This is a genomic window from Amycolatopsis decaplanina DSM 44594, from assembly GCF_000342005.1.
Taxonomy (GTDB): Bacteria; Actinomycetota; Actinomycetes; order Mycobacteriales; family Pseudonocardiaceae; genus Amycolatopsis; species Amycolatopsis decaplanina.
Genome location: NZ_AOHO01000028.1, coordinates 82351 through 96033, shown reverse-complemented (window position 1 = coordinate 96033; position 13683 = coordinate 82351). Strand labels below are relative to the sequence as shown.

Annotated in this window: 16 protein-coding genes; 9 read left to right on the top strand and 7 right to left on the bottom strand. The window is 70.3% G+C overall.

The window, feature by feature from the left end; translation table 11 throughout:
• Position 1: 1 nt before the first annotated feature.
• Both H074_RS05835 and H074_RS05830 read right to left on the bottom strand, forming a co-directional pair.
• Positions 2-2263: a LuxR C-terminal-related transcriptional regulator gene (locus tag H074_RS05835; RefSeq protein WP_235096668.1), complete on the bottom strand. Its 2262-nt coding sequence runs from the start codon at positions 2261-2263 to the stop codon at positions 2-4.
• Positions 2264-2404: 141 nt separating this feature from the next.
• Complete coding sequence (locus tag H074_RS05830) at positions 2405-2638, bottom strand: hypothetical protein (protein ID WP_007029094.1); 234 nt, start codon at positions 2636-2638, stop codon at positions 2405-2407.
• Positions 2639-2817: 179 nt separating this feature from the next.
• Here H074_RS05830 and H074_RS05825 point away from each other — a divergent pair, with 179 nt between their 5' ends.
• From H074_RS05825 to H074_RS05805, 6 genes are all read left to right on the top strand, one after another.
• Positions 2818-4002 carry a sensor histidine kinase gene (locus H074_RS05825; protein WP_007029093.1) on the top strand — a complete coding sequence of 395 codons (1185 nt, stop codon included), beginning with the start codon at positions 2818-2820 and terminating at the stop codon, positions 4000-4002.
• Positions 4003-4674, top strand: a complete 672-nt coding sequence (locus H074_RS05820; protein WP_007029092.1) for a response regulator — start codon at positions 4003-4005, stop codon at positions 4672-4674. It begins immediately after the preceding gene.
• Positions 4675-4870: 196 nt separating this feature from the next.
• Positions 4871-5446, top strand: a complete 576-nt coding sequence (locus H074_RS05815; RefSeq protein WP_007029091.1) for a dihydrofolate reductase family protein — start codon at positions 4871-4873, stop codon at positions 5444-5446.
• Between the two features lie 172 nt (positions 5447-5618).
• Entirely contained in the window at positions 5619-5762 is a 144-nt protein-coding gene (locus H074_RS41405; protein ID WP_007029090.1) for a hypothetical protein, read from the top strand.
• A 131-nt stretch (positions 5763-5893) separates the two neighbouring features.
• Positions 5894-6406 carry a DUF4232 domain-containing protein gene (locus H074_RS05810; RefSeq protein ID WP_007029089.1) on the top strand — a complete coding sequence of 171 codons (513 nt, stop codon included), beginning with the start codon at positions 5894-5896 and terminating at the stop codon, positions 6404-6406.
• Between the two features lie 25 nt (positions 6407-6431).
• Positions 6432-6977, top strand: a complete 546-nt coding sequence (locus tag H074_RS05805; protein ID WP_007029088.1) for a DUF4232 domain-containing protein — start codon at positions 6432-6434, stop codon at positions 6975-6977.
• A gap of 6 nt (positions 6978-6983) precedes the next feature.
• Here H074_RS05805 and H074_RS05800 read toward each other — a convergent pair whose 3' ends face one another.
• The gene (locus H074_RS05800; RefSeq protein WP_007029087.1) at positions 6984-7397 is read right to left on the bottom strand and encodes an ATP-binding protein; all 414 of its coding nucleotides are present in this window, start codon (positions 7395-7397) and stop codon (positions 6984-6986) included.
• Positions 7398-7551: 154 nt separating this feature from the next.
• Here H074_RS05800 and H074_RS05795 point away from each other — a divergent pair, with 154 nt between their 5' ends.
• Positions 7552-7902 (top strand): STAS domain-containing protein, encoded by a 351-nt coding sequence (locus tag H074_RS05795; protein WP_007029086.1) that lies wholly within the window; start codon positions 7552-7554, stop codon positions 7900-7902.
• Positions 7903-7915: 13 nt separating this feature from the next.
• On the opposite strand, the gene H074_RS05790 is transcribed toward H074_RS05795, so the two are convergent.
• From H074_RS05790 to H074_RS05780, 3 genes are all read right to left on the bottom strand, one after another.
• On the bottom strand, positions 7916-8356 hold the full coding sequence (locus H074_RS05790) for an STAS domain-containing protein (RefSeq protein ID WP_007029085.1): 441 nt from the start codon (positions 8354-8356) through the stop codon (positions 7916-7918).
• A 430-nt stretch (positions 8357-8786) separates the two neighbouring features.
• Positions 8787-8996 (bottom strand): hypothetical protein, encoded by a 210-nt coding sequence (locus tag H074_RS05785; protein WP_235096667.1) that lies wholly within the window; start codon positions 8994-8996, stop codon positions 8787-8789.
• A 112-nt stretch (positions 8997-9108) separates the two neighbouring features.
• Positions 9109-10095, bottom strand: a complete 987-nt coding sequence (locus tag H074_RS05780; RefSeq protein WP_007029083.1) for a LysR family transcriptional regulator — start codon at positions 10093-10095, stop codon at positions 9109-9111.
• Between the two features lie 90 nt (positions 10096-10185).
• On the opposite strand from H074_RS05780, the gene H074_RS05775 reads away from it, so the two are divergent.
• A complete protein-coding gene (locus H074_RS05775) occupies positions 10186-11601 on the top strand; it encodes an aminopeptidase P family protein (protein WP_007029082.1) in 1416 nt (471 codons plus the stop codon).
• A 78-nt stretch (positions 11602-11679) separates the two neighbouring features.
• On the opposite strand, the gene H074_RS05770 is transcribed toward H074_RS05775, so the two are convergent.
• Complete coding sequence (locus tag H074_RS05770) at positions 11680-12813, bottom strand: hypothetical protein (RefSeq protein ID WP_007029081.1); 1134 nt, start codon at positions 12811-12813, stop codon at positions 11680-11682.
• A gap of 236 nt (positions 12814-13049) precedes the next feature.
• Here H074_RS05770 and H074_RS05765 point away from each other — a divergent pair, with 236 nt between their 5' ends.
• Entirely contained in the window at positions 13050-13649 is a 600-nt protein-coding gene (locus H074_RS05765; RefSeq protein WP_039921669.1) for an XRE family transcriptional regulator, read from the top strand.
• Positions 13650-13683: the final 34 nt, after the last annotated feature.

Below are 13683 nucleotides of genomic sequence, written 5' to 3'. Positions count from 1 at the left end.
GTCAGGCGGGATCCGCGGACCGGGTCACCCAGGTGGCGACCTGGACGCGGTTGGAGTAGCCGAGTTTGGTGAGGATGTGGTCGATATGGGTGTCCACCGTGCGCCGGGCGATGCCGAGCCGGTCGGCGATCTCCTGGTTCGTCAGCCCCTCGGCGATCACGTGCGCGATCTCGGTCTCGCGTTTGGTGAGTAGCTGCGCGGCCCGTTTCCGCGGTTCGGGGGGCCGTTCTTCGAGGGCGTACGCGATGGCGTCGGCGATGGGCATCGCCGCGCCGTCGGCGAATTCCTTGACCGCGACCTCCCAGCCCAGCGCCGTCGTCACGACGTCGGTGTCGGCGAGCAGCGGTTCGGTGAACGCCTCGTACCGCGTCGGCCACGCGCCCACCGTGCGCCAGACGTCCATCGCGGCGCCCTGCAGGATCGCGGCCCGGTTGGGACGTCCCGTGCGGGTCGCGCAGCCTGCCAGGACGGTGAGGGTGAACCCGACGACGACGCGGTCGTCCACCCGTTCGTGCAAGCGCAGGACCTGCTCGCAGCAGCGCTCGGCGACAGCGAGGTCACCTTGCAGGTATTCGGCGGCGGCGCGCGACCACAGCGCCCAGCCCCGCCAGAAGACCTCGCCCCGCCGCTCGCAGCGCTGGACGGCTTCGGCGAGCACCGCACGGCCGCGGTCCATGTCGCCGTCCAGCCAGACGGCCAGCCCGTGGTTGTAGCTCGCCCAGAGGTCCGCGCCTTCGTCGCCGTGGGCGCGGAAAAGGTCGATGGCCGTGCCGAACAGGCGTGAGGCCTCGGCCATGTCGTTACCGATCAGCGCGGCGTAGGCACGGACGTGGAGCACGTACGCGGCGGCGAGTTCGTCGCCACTGGTCTCGGCTTCGGCGGCCGCCCTGTCCAGCATGTGCCGATGAGCGGGCAAGTCTCCCTGCACCAGAGCCAGGAAACCGGAGAGCCACAGCACGTGTGCCCGCTCCGGGGCATCCGGCGCCGCGGCCTCGTCGAGACGGCGGACCCACATCCGGCCTTCGGTGTTCAGCCCGCGGACGATCCAGAACTCCTTGACGTCGCGCAACATCCGCAGTCCGACGGCCGCGTCGCCGGGAGCGCCGGCGCAGTAGTCGAGGGCGACCCGCAGATTGGCGTGTTCGCGCCGCAGCCGTCCGATCCAGCCGAGCTGGTCGGTCTCCAGCCATTCGGTGGCATACCGGCCGGCGAGTTCGGCGAACCAGTCCCGATGCCGTTTCCGGAACTCGGCCGTCCCGCCCGTCTCGCTGAGCCTGCCGACGCCGTACTCGCGTACCGATTCCAGCATGCGGTATCGCACGCCGCCGGGATACTCCTCGCGCAGCAGGATGGACTTGTCGAGCAGTCCGTCGACGACTTCGAGGACCCGTTCGCGCGGCAGTTCGCCGCCGGAACAGACCTGTTCGGCGGCGTCGAGGTCGAAGCTGCCGGAGAACACCGACGCGCGCGCCCACAGCAGGCGTTCGGGTCCGGTGCACAGGTCGTGGCTCCAGTCGATCAAGGCCCGCATGGTCTCGTGCCGTTCCGGCCGTCCCCGCCGGTCCTTCGTGAGCACGGAGAACTGCCGGTCGAGGCGGTCGGCCAGCTGGCGCAGGGACAGCGCCCGCGCGCGGACCGCGGCCAGCTCGATGGCCAGCGGCAGCCCGTCGAGCCTGCGGCACAGCCGGATCAGCGGCTCGGTGTCCTCCTCGGTGAGCCGGAACGACGGCGCGACCGCGGTCGCGCGGTCCACGAACAGGCGCACGGACTCGTCGTTCATCACGCGTTCGAAGGAGTCGCCCTGTTCGGGGATCGCCAGCGGCGGGACCGGCAGGACCCGTTCACCCGCCACGCCGAGGGACTGCCTGCTCGTGGCGAGCACGGTCACCTGAGGGCAGGCCCGGACGACGGTGTCGGCGAACCAGGCGCAGCTGTCGACCAGATGCTCACAGTTGTCCAGGACCAGCAGCAACCGGCTCGCCTGAAGCGCCTCGACGACGACCTCGATGGCCGGTTTCGCCGAGCGGTCGCCGAAGCCGAGGACGTTCGCCACGGTCGGCACCAGCAACGCGGGTTCCCGCAGCTCGGCCAGCGACACGAACGCGACCTCGTCGGCGGTCGCCTCCCGGTGGGCCGCGGCGACCCGCCACGCCAGCCTGGTCTTGCCCACGCCGCCCGGTCCGGTCAGCGTGACCAGCGACGAGGCTTCCAGCAGGCGTCGCGCCTCGCCGGTCTCGGCGTCGCGGCCTACGTAGCTGGTCACTTCGGTGGGATCGGCCGACCACCCCGCAAGCGAGCCAACTCCGTCCGCCATGCACTCTCCCGCGATCGACCAGACCCCGCGATCTCCGTCCGATGTAGACGGAAATCGCCCGGCTGCGGATACTAGCGGACCGGCATGCCGCTAGCGGGACGCTTGCTTCCCGCGGTCGTGCGCCCAGCCCGCCAGTACCGTTCCGGCTGCCGCGAGCAGCAGGAATACGATCAGCCTGCCGCCCCAGTCACCGGGTACCCAGTCGAAAGCTCCCCACAACTGGGTCGCGGAAGGATCGAAGAGGCTGCGGATGGCGGCCTGCGCGAAGACGGCGACGGCCACCATCCCGGTGATCTGCAGCCCCAGACAGCCGCCCTTGGTCATGTTTCCTACCTCCTGTTTCACGGTCGGACCCAGCCTCGCCGTCGTGGGTCCGGCCGCACATCGGCAGCGCGTCGCGCGTCACGTTCGACCAAAGTCGAACCCCGTCGCGACCGAGGTCGGGGCCGGGATCGTCCCGGGTCCGGCTGCGCCATCGCCGGCGGGTCGACCATGATGGGGCCGTGATCACCGACGCCGGCGCCCAGCCGCTTCTCCGTCCGGGGGGACAGGCCTGGCGCCTGCTCTCCGCGGCCGCGCTGGGCGTGCTGCTCTGGATCGTCACGGCGTCGCAATTGCCGGTTGGGGCGGCGGGACCGAGGGTCGAATGGATGATCACCGGTGATCCGCTGATCGCGCTCGCCTGCCTGATCGCCTTGTTGTGGCGCCGTCGCTTCCCGGTCACCATCACGCTCGCGGTCATCCTCGCCTCGACGGCTTCGGTCTTGGCGGGCGGCGCGTCGTTACTGGCGCTCTGTTCGCTGGCCGCCAGGCGGCGACCGGCCGAAACGGCGGTCGCCGCGGTGTTGTCCGTGGTCACGGCGGTGCTAGGCGCCGACCTCTACCCGCATCGCGAGACGCTGGGGCCGCTGTGGCTGGTGATCAGCCTCCCCACTCTGATGGTGGGCATCGTGGTGGCCGTCGGCGCCGCGATCGGCGCGCGCCGCGAGGAGGTGCGCTCCCTGCGACAGCAGGTCGAGAGCGCCGAGCGCGAGCAGGCCGCACGGGCGGCGGAGGCACGGATCATGGAGCGGCACCGGATCGCCCGCGAGATGCACGACGTCCTCGCGCACCGGGTCTCGCTGGTCGCGATGCAGGCCGGGGTGCTGGGGCACCGCCCGGACCTGCCCGCCGACCAGGTCGCGGAACTCGCCCGCGGGATCGCCGACGGCTCCCATCAGGCGCTGGAGGAACTGCGGGACGTCCTCGGCGTACTGCGGGCGAGCCCGGAGGGGCTGGAACCGCCACAACCTTCGCTCGCCGACCTGCCCGCGCTCGTCGCGGACGCGCGGGCGCTGGGATTGGACGTCACTTTGACGACCACGACGTCGGGCGAGCCATCCGACGCGATCGCGAGGACCGTCTACCGGATCGTGCAGGAAGGGCTGACCAACGCGGGGAAACACGCACCGGGCGCCACGGTGGTCGTCACCGTGGACGGAAAGGCGGGTGACGGCCTGCGGGTGACGGTCCGGGATTCCGGTGCGGCGCGCGCGATCGCGGGGCCGCCCGTCTCGGGATTCGGGTTGCTCGGGCTCTCCGAGCGGGTCGGACTGGCAGGCGGCGAACTGGACCACCACCCGGAACCCGGCGGCGGATTCGTCCTCGCCGCGCGGTTGCCCTGGCCGGTCCGCGAAGGGAGCGACTGAATGGGCAACGAGCGGGTGCGGGTCGTGCTCGTCGACGACGAGCATCTGGTCCGGATGGCGTTGCGGCTCATCGTCGACGGCGAACCCGACCTCGTCGTGGTCGGCGAGGCCGCCGACGGCGACGCCGCGGTCACCGTGGTGGGGGAGCAGCGGCCCGACGTCGTCCTGATGGACGTCCGGATGCCCGGGCGCGACGGCCTGAGCGCGACCGAGGAGATCCTCCGCCTCCCGGAAGCGCCCCGGGTCCTGGTGCTCACGACATTCGACTCGGACGAGATGGTGCTGGGCGCGCTCCGTGTCGGCGCGCTCGGGTTCGTCCTCAAGGACACCCCGCCGCCCCGGCTGCTCGCGGCGATCCGCACGGTCGCGACCGGGGAACCCGCGCTCTCGCCGGCCGCCACGTCCAGGCTGATCGCCGCGGCCACCGGACCGCACTCGTCCGACGCGCGCCGGGCGTCCCGGGACACCGCCCGCGGGCTGCTGGCCACCCTGACCGACCGCGAACGCGAGACCGCGGGCGCCATCGCCGAGGGCTTGTCCAACACCGACGTCGCGCGGAGGCTGGAGATCACCGTCGCGACGGTGAAGGCCCACACCAGCAGCATGCTCTCGAAACTCGGTGTCGAGAACCGGGTCCAGATCGCCCTGCTGGTTCGCGATGCCGAAGGCTGACCGGTGGCCGCGAGCGGGACCTAAACCTCGTGAGTGGTGAGGATGGTTCTAACCGTCCCTACCACTCACGAGCCCAAACCACAGCCGCAATCCCCTGACCACCCGGCTGAAACTTTTTTCCGGCGCCGTGTCGAATCCGTCGTCGCCCGGTCGACGCAGTGTCGAAAGCAGTTCGGAACAACCAAGGAGAAACCAGATGCGCACCCTGATCGCCACCGCGTTCGTCTCGCTCGACGGCGTCGTCGAGGGGCCTGGCGGGGAGCCGGGCTACCGCAACTCCGGCTGGACCTTCAACGGGATCGAGTTCGACGAAGTGGCCTACGAGCTCAAGGGCCGCGAGCAGGGCGAGGCCACGGCGATGATGATGGGCCGGGTCAGCTACCAGACGTTTTCGCCGGTGTGGCCCGGCATGACCGTGGAATTCGCCGGCTACAACGCGATGCCGAAGTACGTCGTTTCGACCACGCTGCGGGATGAGGACCTCGTCGGCAACTGGGGCGAGACCACGATCCTGCGTTCGCTCGACGACGTCGCGAAGCTCAAGGAGACCGAGGGCGGGCCGATCATCCTCCACGGCAGCGCGGAACTGAACCGGAACCTCGCCGACGCCGGTCTGATCGACCGCTACCACCTGCTGCTGTTCCCGGTCCTTCTCGGCGCGGGCAAGAAACTGTTCAGCGACACCGACAAGGACAAGCAGAACCTCAAGCTCGTCGAGAGCGAGTCCTACGGCAACGGTGTCCAGAAGCTGGTCTACGACGTCATCCGATGATCTGACCCCGGCCGGGACCCGGCCGCGTGCCCTGCGATCACGCACCGCGTGAACAAGCCCGTCTTCGTGCAGCCGGACCTCGACGGACCGGCGGTGCGCGTGCGCTCGCAGGGCGAACGCGCCCGGGTCCGGCTCGCCAGGGCGCTGATGGCCGACGCCCACGCACGCCCTGATGGTGCGCCGCGGCAAGGTCACCGGCGCGGGGCCGATCGACGAGGTCCTCACCGACGAGGGGCTTTCCGCCTGTTACGAACGGGACGTCGAGGTCCACCGCATCAATGGACGCTGGGCCGCGCACGCGGTCCGACGTTCTTGAAGACGCACGTCACTCCCCGGGGTTGCTTTCGAGCGATCAACATCATCTTCGCGCATCTTCCCGGCTCCCGTGGGCATCTCTCCCAGTGAGTGCGATCGACGTGAATCGATCACCGAACGGGAGGAGATGTCATGAACGTCCAGGCGAAACGAGCCGCCGCCGCGATGACCGTGGGAGGACTGGTCGCGGGCGGGCTCCTGGTCGCGGGCGGCGCCGCCGGAGCGATGCCGAGTGACAAGCTCTGCGGCGCCTCCGACGTCGAGGTGACGGTGTCGCCGGATCCGTCGCACGCGACGGGTCACGAGGCTTATGTCCTCACCTACACCGCGGCTTCGCCGACCACGAACTGCAAGCTCCAGGGCGCGCCCACCGCCTTGACCTTCATCGCGGACGGGCAGCGGATCGACGACGTCGCCGTCGTCCCGGACGCCTCCGCGGCGAACGCGGCCCCGGTGAACCTCCGCGACGGGCACCCTGCCGTGTCCCGCATCGTGCAGGCCTCCGCCGGTGCGCCGAACCCGCGCACGCCGACGACGATCACCTTCGACCTGCCGACCGGGCCGGGCGGCGTTCCCGTCGTCGCGGACTGGCCGGCGGGCGAGCCGCTGAAGGGCGCCACCGTCCAGGTCACCGCCGTCGGCTGAGTGCGTCGATCGAAGGAGGAAATCCATGTCCGGCAAGCAGATCAAGCGTGTTTCCCTGGGGATCGCCGCGGTGACCGGAGCGCTCGCGCTGACGGCCACCGGTCAGGCCGAGGCCGCCACGCCGCGGTGTGCGACCGCGGATCTCGCGGTGTCCTTGGGCGAGCCGAAACAGCTCGAAGAGGCGACTGGTCAGTACGACGTTCCGCTGACGTTCGAGAACGTCTCGCCGCACACCTGCGGCCTGTACGGGGTCCCCGGTGTCGACCTGGTCGGCCCCGACGACCCGAATGGGCCCGTCTACCACCTGCCGCGGGTGGACGACGGCGTGCGCGTCAACGAGGTCCCGGCGGGTTCGACGGCGACGGCGACCGTCACCGTGCTGTCCCAGGTGCCGGACTCGATCGGCAGCGGGGGCTCCACGTCGTGGACACCGTCGAAGCTGGTGACCATCCCGCCGGGGCAGACCGACGCCTTGAGCGCGGACTGGCCGTCCGGCCTGCCGGTGCTCCGCCAGGACGCCGCCACGCGTCCGGGCAGCTGGGTCAACGGGATCCTCGCCGATCCGAGCTGAGGAAGATCAGGCGGAAGGGCAGGGCCAGGAGAGCCGGACGATGGTCCCGGTGGGCGTGCTCGTCACCGATGCCTCCGGCGCGAAGGCGCGGATGATCGGCAGGCCGCGTCCACCGTCCGGGCGACGCCCGTCGCGCCAGCGGCCCTCGTCGGCGACGCTGATCTTGAGCTGACCGTCGGCGTGGACGGCGGTGACCGTCATGACGTTGTCGTCGGTACCGTCCGGATAAGCGTGCTTGACGACGTTCGTCATCGCTTCGTAGGCGGTGAGCTTGAGATCCTCGGCCAGTTCCCGGGGAAGACCCCGTTCGAGGGCCCACTTCGCCAGGACGTCCCGCAAGGCGGCCGCCTGGGCGGGGACGGCGGCGACCTCGAGGACCAGCTCGTCGGCGATCTGGTGCGCCGGCTCGTCGATCGGCATCACGAAGCTTCTCCTCGTCGTCCGCCGCGGTCCTCGACCGCCGGATCCACCGTCTAGGCTAAGGCACCGCCGGGACCGGGACACGAGTGCCGCGCGCGCCGGGGCCGTCATCCGATATCTTCGGGACTCTCGGGGTGTCGATCGTGAGAGGTGGATGACGGTGACGAGCGGAGACGGTGACGACCGGGAGGTTCCGTTCTCGGTGACCGTCGCCAGGCCCGATGGCGCCGAGGTCGTCATCGCGGTGACGGGGGAGATCGATCTGACGACCTCCGAAGAGCTCAAGGAGACGTTCGAGGAAGCGCTGGAGCCCGTGCCCCGCAGGCTCGTCGTCGACCTCGAAGGTGTGGAGTTCTGCGATTCCACCGGTTTGGCGACCCTGGTCAGGATCAACGACCGGTGCGGCACCCAGGGCGTCGACCTGAGTTTCCTGCCGTCGCCCACGATCCGGCGGCTGGCTTCGAAGACGGGACTTTCCACGCTCCTGCCGCTCGCCGGATCCTGAGCGTCCGGCCGCCTCAGTGGTTCGGCACTTCGACGATCGCGTGGTCGAGGTGCCGGTACACGGGGATGTGGGTGTCGACGCCGAACAGGTGCAGCAGGCGCAGCACCGGCCGCGTGCCGGCGACGACCCCGGTGGTGCGGCGTTCGGAGCGGGCACGTGCCGCCGCGGATTCGATGACCCGTAACCCGGCGACGCCGAGGAAGCCGACCTCGGTGAGATCGAGCACCGTGGCGGCGGGGAGGTGACCCCCCAGGGCGTGTTCCAGCCGTCCCGCGGTGGCGAGGTCGATCTCCCCGGCCGCCGCGACGACGAGCAGGTCTTCACTCCACCGGATCCGCCGGACGCGCAACAGGTTTTCGGCCGTCGGGCGTGGTCGCGGAACGGCCGGGTGGGCAACGGTTCGGAAGGCGGGGCCGTCGCGGCTGCTCCGCGTGAAAGGAATGCGTTCGATCATGATGCTGTCTCCCGGATAGCCGGGGACGAGACGGACAACGGGTAAGCCTGCACAACGGCTGCACAAGTCAACTCGCCTCCGCGTCGCCCTGTGAAAGTGCTGGGCCGCGGACATGCGGGTCGTTCGCGCGGGCTGGTGGACTCAACCTCACGTACGTCCCACCGTACGCCGTTCGCCGCACCTGGCAAGGCCGTGTGCGGTGAATGGCGGGATTCACGGTCGCGTATGGTCACTCGCGCAACGCCTTTTCCCAGGCGAGGCCCCACTTTTCCAGGGGGTGCCACGTGTCTCCCGGGGGTGCCACGCGTCGGGAAGTCGTTCGCCCAATGGTGTCAGCCGGTAACCTTCCCCGCCGGTTTCGAGCCGCTGACCGGCCGTCCGGGCCGCGGGATCGGATCGTCGGGCATGCCGTCCTTCCGATCACGCGACACTAGGGCCGGTGCGAGTCGATTTCCCTTGTGCCACCCCGTTCTCGTCTCGGAGCCTTCCACGCGGCGAGGCCGCACAGGAGTGCCGCCACGAAGCCGACCGCGGTGAGTGTCCCGGCCCAGACGGCGCCGGTGCTGGCGAGAAGGTAGAGCTGGACCACGGCGGTGCACGTGTAGACGACCGCCAGTCCCAGCCACAGCCGTTGCGTCATCATCCCCCGTCTCAGTTCGCCCGGTACGGGGGGTCAATCGCGGCGAGGCGGGATCGGGTTACAGGCCGTTCGAAACCGGTGGTTCACAGCTTTCCAAGTACCTGAAGGCCGCTCACGAGCCGGCGACCCGGAAGAAGTCCACCAGCCCGTCCCACGACTGGGACGTCCGCCGCCGCTCCCACCAGGTCCGGAACGGCGCCGACGCCATCGCGTGCCGTGTATACGACGTCATCACCGCGCGGTACACGTTCTCCGCCTGGTCCCACGTCAGCCTTTCCTTGCGCCACGCCAGCACGAGCCGCATCCGCATGGGGTCGCCCTTCAGCGGCCGGACGACCATGCCGGGCAGTTCGGGCGCGGTGGGTTCCACGAGCTGCACCGCCTGCCCGGCGGCTATCAGGTGCCGTCCGCCGCCGTTGGGGCATTCGAAGCGGATCCGCGGCGTGAACCCGGCGCGATGCGTCGCCGCGCGCAGTGACGTCAGCGAGCCGTCCTCGGGGCCGGGCGGGCCGATCCACGCTTCGTCCGCGAGGTCGGCGAGGTCGACTTCGAAACCGCCGGCGAGCCGGTGCCCGGCGGGAAGGCCGATGAAGACGGGCACCCACGAGAACAGCACCCGGTGCCCCAGCTGTTTCGCCAGCGGCACTTCCTGGTCGTCGGACATGGCGATGACGGCGATGTCGAGGGTCGCGCGGGCCAGTGCCTGCGCCAGCACCGCACTGGAGGGTTCCACGTGGACGGTCACGTCCAGCCCCGGCAACGCGTCGTCCAAGCGCTCGACGAAGGTGGGCAGACAGTCCATTTGGGACGATCCGAGCCGGACCGGGCCGTCGCCGAGCGCGCCGAGGAGATCGCTTTCGAACCGGTCGAACTCCACGAGGAGGGTCAGCGCCCGGCGCAACGTCTGCTCGCCGACCGGGGTCGGGGTCACGCCGGTGTGGCTGCGGACGAACAGTGGCGCGCCGATCTGCCGTTCGAGCCGCTGGAGCAGGGAGGTCAGCGACGGCTGGGACATGCCCAGCGCGGCGGCCGCCTGCGAGAGGCTGCCCGCTTCGGCGATGGCGCAGATCGCCCGCAGGTGCCGGATCTCCAGGGCCATAGGCGGAGTCTATCGCCGCCGGTCATTACGCCCCGGATCTTCGTGGTGCGAAGGTGCGGCCAGAACCGCGACTACCTGAAAGGGGAGCCGATGACCGGCGACCGAACCCGGCCTGATCTGCACGCGCTGCTGGCCGCCAAGGGGTTCCGGAACTGGATCAGCGACGGCTGGGAGCCCGCCGACGACGTGGTCGACCTGCCGGCCGGCACCGCCGAGGCGGCCGCCGCCCATCGCGGCAGGCTGTCGGCGGAACTGCCCGGTCAGCGGATCGCGCTCGCGGCGGGCCGCGCCGTGGTGCGGTCCAACGACACCTTCCACGGCTTCCGCGCAGACAGCGACTTCGTCTGGCTCACGGGCTGCCGGCGTGAGGGCGCGATCCTGGTGATGACCCCGGCGGGGGACAGCCACCACGCCACGCTGTACGTCCCGCGCCCCGCCGAGCCGGACGAGCCCGACTTCGTGGGCGACGCCGACACCAGCCCGCTGTGGGTCGGCTCCGCCGCCGGACCGGCCGCGTACGGGGAAGCGCTCCGCATCGAATGCCGTCCGCTGGAGGACCTCCCACACGGCTTGCGCGGGCGGAACCCGGCCTTCCTGGTCGGTGCCGGGGTCGATCCCGCGCTCGACGCGTACGGTTTCGGCCACAGCGAACGGCTCCGGACGGTCCTCGCCCAGTTGCGCCGGATCAAGGACGACTGGGAGATCGGCCAGCTGCGCGACGCCGTCGACGCCACCGCGCTCGGGTTCGCCGACGTGCTGGCCGCGCTGCCGGAGGCGGTCCGCGGTGGCGGGGAACGCTGGCTTCAAGGCACCTTCGACCGCCGTGCCCGCACCGAGGGCACCGGTCCCGGCTACACCTCTATCGTGGCGGCCGGGCCGCACGCGCCGATCCTGCACTGGACGCGCTGCGACGGGCGGGTGACCGAGGACAGCCTCCTGCTGCTCGACGCCGGAGTCGAGCTGGATTCGTTGTACACCGCCGACATCACCCGCACCTTCCCGGTCGGCGGGGAGTTCACGAAGGCTCAGCGCGACGTCTACGACCTGGTTCACAAGGCGCACATCGCGGCCTTGGGTGAGGTCCGTCCCGGCCAGGACTACGGCGCGTTCCAGGCGACGGCGCTGCGCGTGCTCGCGGAGGGGTTGCACGATTGGGGCCTGCTCCCGGTGTCGGTGGACGAAGCGCTGTCGCCGGACGGGCAGCAGCACCGGCGGTACATCGTCTGCGGTACCGGCCATTTCCTCGGACTGGACGTTCACGACTGCGCCGCCGCGCATCCCTCCACGTACCGGGAGGGCACGCTCGCCGAAGGGATGGCGCTGGCGGTGGAACCCGGTCTGTACTTCCACGCCGGCGACCGCACCGTGCCGCCGGAACTGCGCGGCCTCGGCATCCGTATCGAGGACGACGTCGTGGTCACCGGATCGGGGCATGACCTGCTCTCCGGCGGCTTCCCCTCGACCGCCGACGAGATCACCGCCTGGGTCCGGGCGGCCAGGAGCTGAAGGACGCTTTCCCCGCGTCTCACGCGGTGAAGGGGACTTTCCTCGCATGGCATGCGAGGAAAGTCCCCTTCAGCCCCCTCAGTAAGAGATGGTGTGCCCGGCGAGGATCCGCTCGGCGGCACCGGTCGTGGACAGGCCCGCGGCGGGCCGGTCCACGGTGAAGTATTCACGGAAATCCTGGCTGAAATCGCGGGTCATCAGCGCGATCGTGCGGTTCCAGCTCCCGCCGTCCGGCCCGTCCGCCGCCCACAGGTCCAGCAGGGACGAGCCGACCCGCCCCTGCACCGTGTCGCCGTCGTCCCATCCGGGCGTCGAAGCGCCGTTCTCGAAGCTGTACGAGCTGCCGTTGTCGTAGACGTAGCGGTAGTCGCCGAGGGCGTAGGCGGCGACGGCGTCGGCGAAGCCTTCGGTCCACGCGCACGATTCCGAACTGTGCTTCTCGATGTAGTGCGGGTTGCAGTTGTCGACGACGGGGAAGTCACGACCGTAGAGCTGCCACTGCAGCCAATGCCCGGCCTCGTGGAGGATGAGGTGCTTCGAGTCCGGCATCGTCGCGCCGAGGAAGACGTAGTTCGTGTTCGGGTAGTCCCAATAGCCGCCATCGGCGACTTTCGGATCCCAGACGAAGGTGATCCGGTCGCAGCGCCCGTCGGACTGACGGGCCGTCCAGCACGACGAAGCCGGGTTGGCGCGTTTCCAGTAGAGGACGTTGAGCGTGTCCACCACCTTCCACGCCCGTTGCAGCGTCGAAGGCACCTTCACCGTGCCGAGGTCGAGGATGCCGGAGACGTTCGTACGGCGTGCCGAGTCGAACGTGTAGTCGGTGGTGTTGTTCGCGGCCTTCACGACTCGCCACATCGAGGTGCTGCTCGACCGGAACCTCACGTACGCCTCGGCGAGGGACGCGGTGTGGCAGGCGGTGAACCGGCCGTCGGACGCGCCGGTGATGCCGGCGGCGAGCCGGGTCGCGGAGCCGGAACCGGCGCGGCCCCACAGCTCCCAGTTCGCGTTCCGCGCCACCTGCGTGCGCACGGGTTTGCTCGTCCCGGCTTCCGCGTCGTAGTGGTCGAAGGCGAGTGTGCCGGTGAGACAGGCGTTCGCGGCCGCTGTAGCCGGCACGGTGGCCACGGCCGCGGTCAGCCCGAGGGTGGTGATGAGCACCGCGCCGAACGCCCGAAGTCGTCGGCCTGCGGATCTGCGGATCAGCTGCACGGGGATCTCCTCGCTGGAGGGAACGACGGTGCGCCCGTGACCCTGTGTCGACGGTGACACACCGGATGGTGAAGGAGTTTCATCGCGGCTCGCGCCGCCCACCATCGCGTCGCCCCATCGGCCGCGGCTATGCCCCCGGCGGTGGGAGGCGTGTCATGATGTCCGCGAACTCGATCGGCAAAGCGAACGATTCGCCCATCCGGTCGTACGGTTTGTCGAACGACAGGGGAGAAGCGGTGGAGGACGAGACGCCCTCGATCCGGGACATGCTGGCGGTCAACCTGCGCGCGGCCAGGGCGGCGAGGGGGATCTCGCTGTCGGAGCTCTCCCGGCGGTCGGGCATCGGGAAGGCGACGCTGTCGCAGTTGGAGTCCGGCGGGGGCAATCCGACCATCGAGACCGTGTTCAGCCTGTCCAGGGTCCTGGAGGTGGCGATCTCCGACCTGCTCGACCACCGGGCGGGCGGCGCGCTCACCGTCGTGCGGGGCGCCGACGTCGAGGTGCTCAGTGGCGAGGGCGTGGATCTCCGGCCACTGCGGAGGATCGAGACCGGTGACGGTGTCTTCGAGGTGTACGACCAGGTGGTGCGCGGGGACGCGCCGCAGCGTTCACAGGGGCACGTCGGGGTCGAGCACACCATCGTGCAGTCCGGATCGCTGCTGGTCGAGGTGGCCGGCCGGAGCGTAGAGGCCGGTCCAGGGGACTACGTGGCCTTCGATGCCCGTGAGCCGCATTGCTACACCGCTTCGGACGGGCCGGTGCACTCCGTCCTGCTGCTGCAGTACCGCGCCGACGAACGGCTCGACGGCAGACCGCATCCGGTACTGAAGGGCTGACGGCTCCTCGGGTATTGACACTTCTCCGGGGCGG